We start from the raw sequence: 4131 nt of genomic DNA on the forward strand, positions 1-4131 counted from the left end.
CGTCCCGCTCGGCGTCGCGCTCCGCTCGCGCCGCGTCGCGCTCGACTGCCCGCTCCCTCCGCGCGGCGTCCCGTTCGGCCGCCCGCTCGGCGTTGCGCTCGTGCGCCCGCGCGCTGACCTCCTGGCCGTCGACACCGCCGTCGCGGGCGTCGTCCGCCACGGATCCGCCGAGGTCCGACGCCCCGGCCTCCGAACCGACGTCGTCCGTGGTCCCGCCGACGTCCACGACGACCTCGTCCGGCGGGCCCACCACACCGGCGGCGGGAAGGGCACCGACCGCGCCGAGCGCGACGCCCACCCCGAGGGTCGCCTTGGCAGGCAGGCCCAGCCCCGCGAGCTTCGCGACGACGGCGGCGAGGACGGAGGCAGCCATGCGTGCTCCTCGGGAAGGCCGCGACGCGGCGATGGCCAGGGCGCCCGGTGGGGGCGTCCTGGCCATCGTCTCGGTCCGGCGTGGGCCCCGGTAGGACCCGGACGGGTGAAAGCCGTCCCTGCGCGCGTCGCAGGGTCGATTCGGACGGTCGGTCGGTCGGTCGGTCGGTCGGTCGCAGGGTGGTCGCTGTCAGTCGCGCCGGGCGTCCAGCACCTCGGCCACCCGCACCGCGAGCGGCTCGGCGAGGAGGTCCTCCACCGGCATCGGCAGGCTGAGGCACCAGTTCGGCCACTCGGTGACGGTGCCGGGCATGTTGGGCCGCTCCGCCACCCCGCCGGCGTCGTCGAGCGAGGCGAGGACGACGCGCGCCCGGCACTGCGACAGCCGCGTGTACTGCGCCACGACCGCCTGCTCGATCTCCGCGCGGCCGATCGGCTGGTCCAGGTCGACCCCGGCCGCCGCGGCGAGCTCGCGGCGGACCCCCTCGAGCTGCTCGAAGTTCGCCGCCTTGCCGATCCGCCGCAGGTCGTCGTTGTCCGAACCCGTCAGCGTGCCGGCCACGGTCGCCTGGTCGTGCGTGGAGGACGCACCCATGACCGCCTCGGGGAACTGGTCCACGGGCAGCCGGAGGGCGGCGCGGTAGCCGAGCATGCCGTACTCGGCCATCGTCTCGCGGACCCCCGCGGCGACCGTCCCCATGTCCTCCCCGACCACCCAGGCGCCGACGCGGCTCGCCTCGAGCCGCAGGATCGCCAGGAGGGCCTCGGTGGGGTAGTGCACGTAGACGCCGCCGGCCGGGTGGCCGCCGAGCGGCACCCAGTACAGGCGCCACAGCTGCATCACGTGGTCGATCCGCAGGGCACGCGCGTGCCGGAGCGCGGAGCGCACCATGCCGATGAAGGGCGCGAAGTCCGAGGCGATGAGGGCGGCCGGGTTGATCGACGGGAGCCCCCACTTCTGACCGTCGAGGTTGTGCCGGTCGGGCGGGCAGCCCACCTCGTAGTCGAACGACACCATCTCCTGGTGCATCCAGGCATCGGCGGAGGAGGAGTCGAAGCCGACCGCGACGTCCGCCACGATCGTGGCGCCCGCCTGGCACGCGGCCGCGAACTGCACGTCCGCCACCCACTGCGCCCAGGCGAAGAACGCGACCCGGTCGGCGTTCTCGACAGCGAAGGCCTCAGCGCCCTGCGGAGTGCGGAACCGCTCGGGCCAGCCCCGCCAGTGGGCGGTGCCGAAGCGCTCCGCGAGCGCGGACCACAGCGCGAAGCGCCGCAGGTCCTCCCCGCCCTCGGCGACGAAGACGTCGTGCTCGACGGGCAGGCGGTCCTTCGTGGCCCCCCAGACCCGCTCCAGCGCGGCGAGCTTGAGCTCCCAGACCGAGTCGCGGTAGATCCGGCGCTCCGCGTTGAGGGCCTTGCCCCGGACGGCCAGGTCGGACAGGTCGACCTCGCTGGCACCCGGGACGTCGTCGATGGCGATGTGCAGCAGCTGGAGCCACTGGCGCGACGCCGGCGAGTACGGGGACGCCTGCTGCGCCGGGACGGGCGCGGCGGCGTGCACGGGGGAGATCAGGACCGAGCTCGCGCCGGCGTGGGCGGCAGCCCGCGCGACCAGCGCCAGGTCGCCGAAGTCACCGATCCCCCAGGAGTCGCGGGACCGGGCGGCGTAGAGCTGGACGGCCCAGCCCCAGCCCCGCTCCGGCTGCCCGAAGCGCTCGGGCGCGCTGATGACGAGACGGCGGCCGCCGGAGGGCTGGACGAGGCGGTAGTACCCCACCTCGGGTCCGATGCCGTGGGCGTCGCCCACGCGGTGGCCGTCCAGGGTCCAGAGCTCGCCGTCGAGCTCGGACGAAGGACGCCCGGGGGCGCAGACGACCGGCGGGATCGGGTCGCCCTGGTCCGCGATGATCGACATCACGTCCGAGCGGGTCTCGGGGTCCAGCTCCTGCACGGTCTCGTGGGCGTCGACGTACGACGCGGGGACGATCTCGGGGAGTGTCACGGTGGTGTCCATACCTGCACTCGTTCGCTCGGGGCCCGGGGGCCAGTGATCGGCACAACGTCCGTGGAACGGGTCGTGTTCCACCGGTCGTGCCCTGCTGCCCCCAGGGCGATCGGTTGGGCTCTTGCTCGTGGTGCTCGTCGGTCGTGCTCGTGCTGGCTGTTCGTGACGGCGAGGTCGTCGTCGTCCTGGTGCGTCCTCAGGTGCTTCTCGGGTCGTGCTGGTCGTGCTCGTCCTGCTGGTCCTGCCGGTGCTGCTGTCCTGCCCCTACCGGCTGCGTCCGTCGGGCCGGTCGGCCGTCGGGTTGCAACGCGTTGCAGAAACTTACCGCCCCGAGGCGCCCGATCCTAGGCCCCTCGGCCCACGGCGTCGTCGTCGTCCTCGTCGTGTCCACCTGCGCCTTCCCGTCGGCGACGGCGGGCCGACGATGAGCCGTGCCGGGCCCCCGGATCGCGGCGGACCCGCGGACTCGATGATCGTATGCAAGCGCTTACATGAGCGGCGTGCAACCCTCCCATGTCTGGCCCGCCCACCCCGCAGGGCCCTGACCTGCGGTCAAACGTTTGACCGCACCACCCGTCCGGCGTGTCCGCCGGCCCGGGACTAATCCGCGGCCCGGACCGGTTCACTCTCGACGTGACCGGATCCCTCGCGACGACCCTCGTCCCCGCGGCCGCCTCCGTCACCGCGCCCGGTGGCGGACCGGGCCCGCAGGTGATGCTGCTGGTGCTCCTCCTGGCCGCCGCCACCGCCGCGGGCCTCCTCCTGCGCCGGCGCGACGGCCGCTTCCGCGCCGCGGACGGCGCGGTACGCGTCACCCCTGTGGACCTCGGCCGGCCCCTCGGCGCCCGACGCACCTTCCTGCAGCTGTCCGCCGCGACCTGCGCCACCTGCCCCCAGGTGGCACGGGTCCTGCGGTCGGTCGCGGACGAGGCCGACGACGTCGCCCACGTGGAGCTGCGCGTCGAGGAGCACGACGCGCTGACGCGCCGCCTGGGCGTCCTGCGCACCCCGACCGTCCTGCTGCTCGACGCCGACGGCGTCGTCCTGTCCCGGACGTCCGGGCCGCTCCGGGTCGAGCAGGCGCGCGCCGCACTGGCCGCCGATGCGCTCGAGCCCGTGGCCGCCCGGCCCTGATCCCGCCCGACCCTGACCCCGCCCTGCCCTGACCCCGCCCGGCCCTGACCCCGCCCGGCCCTGACCCGTCCCGACGACGCCTGGAGCCCCCGTGACGTCCGCCGACTCCCCCACCACCCGCACCTCCCCCGCCGCGAGCACGACCGCGGCGGGAGCTGCCGGCATCGACCCCCGGGGCCCCCGCTTCGGGGCGGCCGTGACGGCGGCGCTCCTGGCCCTCACCATCCTCCTCGCCGGCTCGCCAGCCGCCACGGTGCTCCTGGCCGGGGTCGTGGTGCTGTTCGTGGTGGGCGTCGCGCGGGGCGCCCAGGGCTCCGTGCAGGGCGTCCTCTACCGCCGCCTGGTCCGGCCGCGGCTCGCACCGCCCCGGCACCTCGAGGACCCGGCGCCGCCGCGGTTCGCGCAACTCGTCGGGCTCCTCGTGACGGGGACGGGCCTGGTGCTGGCGCTCGCCGGCGTGCCCGGTGCGGTGCTCGTGGCCGCCGCGGTCGCCTTCGTCGCGGCCTTCCTCAACGCGGCCTTCGGGCTGTGCCTGGGCTGCGAGATGTACGTCCTGCTGCGTCGGCTCCGGCCGTCCGCCGGCTGACCCCGGCGCCGGGGCGCCGCGGTCCGGCCGG

Annotated in this window: 4 protein-coding genes; 2 read left to right on the top strand and 2 right to left on the bottom strand. The window is 75.5% G+C overall.

Annotated elements, in window-relative coordinates; translation table 11 throughout:
- Both N866_RS16845 and malQ read right to left on the bottom strand, forming a co-directional pair.
- Positions 1–373, bottom strand: a 373-nt coding sequence (locus N866_RS16845; RefSeq protein WP_034228638.1) for a hypothetical protein, incomplete at its 3' end; no start/stop codon positions are given.
- A 189-nt stretch (positions 374–562) separates the two neighbouring features.
- A complete protein-coding gene (gene malQ / locus N866_RS16850; protein ID WP_034228639.1) occupies positions 563–2389 on the bottom strand; it encodes a 4-alpha-glucanotransferase in 1827 nt (608 codons plus the stop codon).
- Positions 2390–3013: 624 nt separating this feature from the next.
- On the opposite strand from malQ, the gene N866_RS16855 reads away from it, so the two are divergent.
- Positions 3014–3514, top strand: a complete 501-nt coding sequence (locus N866_RS16855) for a thioredoxin family protein (RefSeq protein ID WP_216699476.1) — start codon at positions 3014–3016, stop codon at positions 3512–3514.
- Positions 3515–3605: 91 nt separating this feature from the next.
- Complete coding sequence (locus tag N866_RS16860) at positions 3606–4100, top strand: DUF4395 domain-containing protein (RefSeq protein WP_034228640.1); 495 nt, start codon at positions 3606–3608, stop codon at positions 4098–4100.
- Positions 4101–4131 lie beyond the last annotated feature (31 nt).

The organism is Actinotalea ferrariae CF5-4 (assembly GCF_000603945.1).
Classification (GTDB): domain Bacteria; phylum Actinomycetota; class Actinomycetes; order Actinomycetales; family Cellulomonadaceae; genus Actinotalea; species Actinotalea ferrariae.

Excerpts from the sequence above, each read along its gene's own strand:
- malQ (WP_034228639.1), bottom strand. The coding sequence starts at position 2,389 with ATGGACACCACCGTGACACTCCCCGAGATCGTCCCCGCGTCGTACGTC.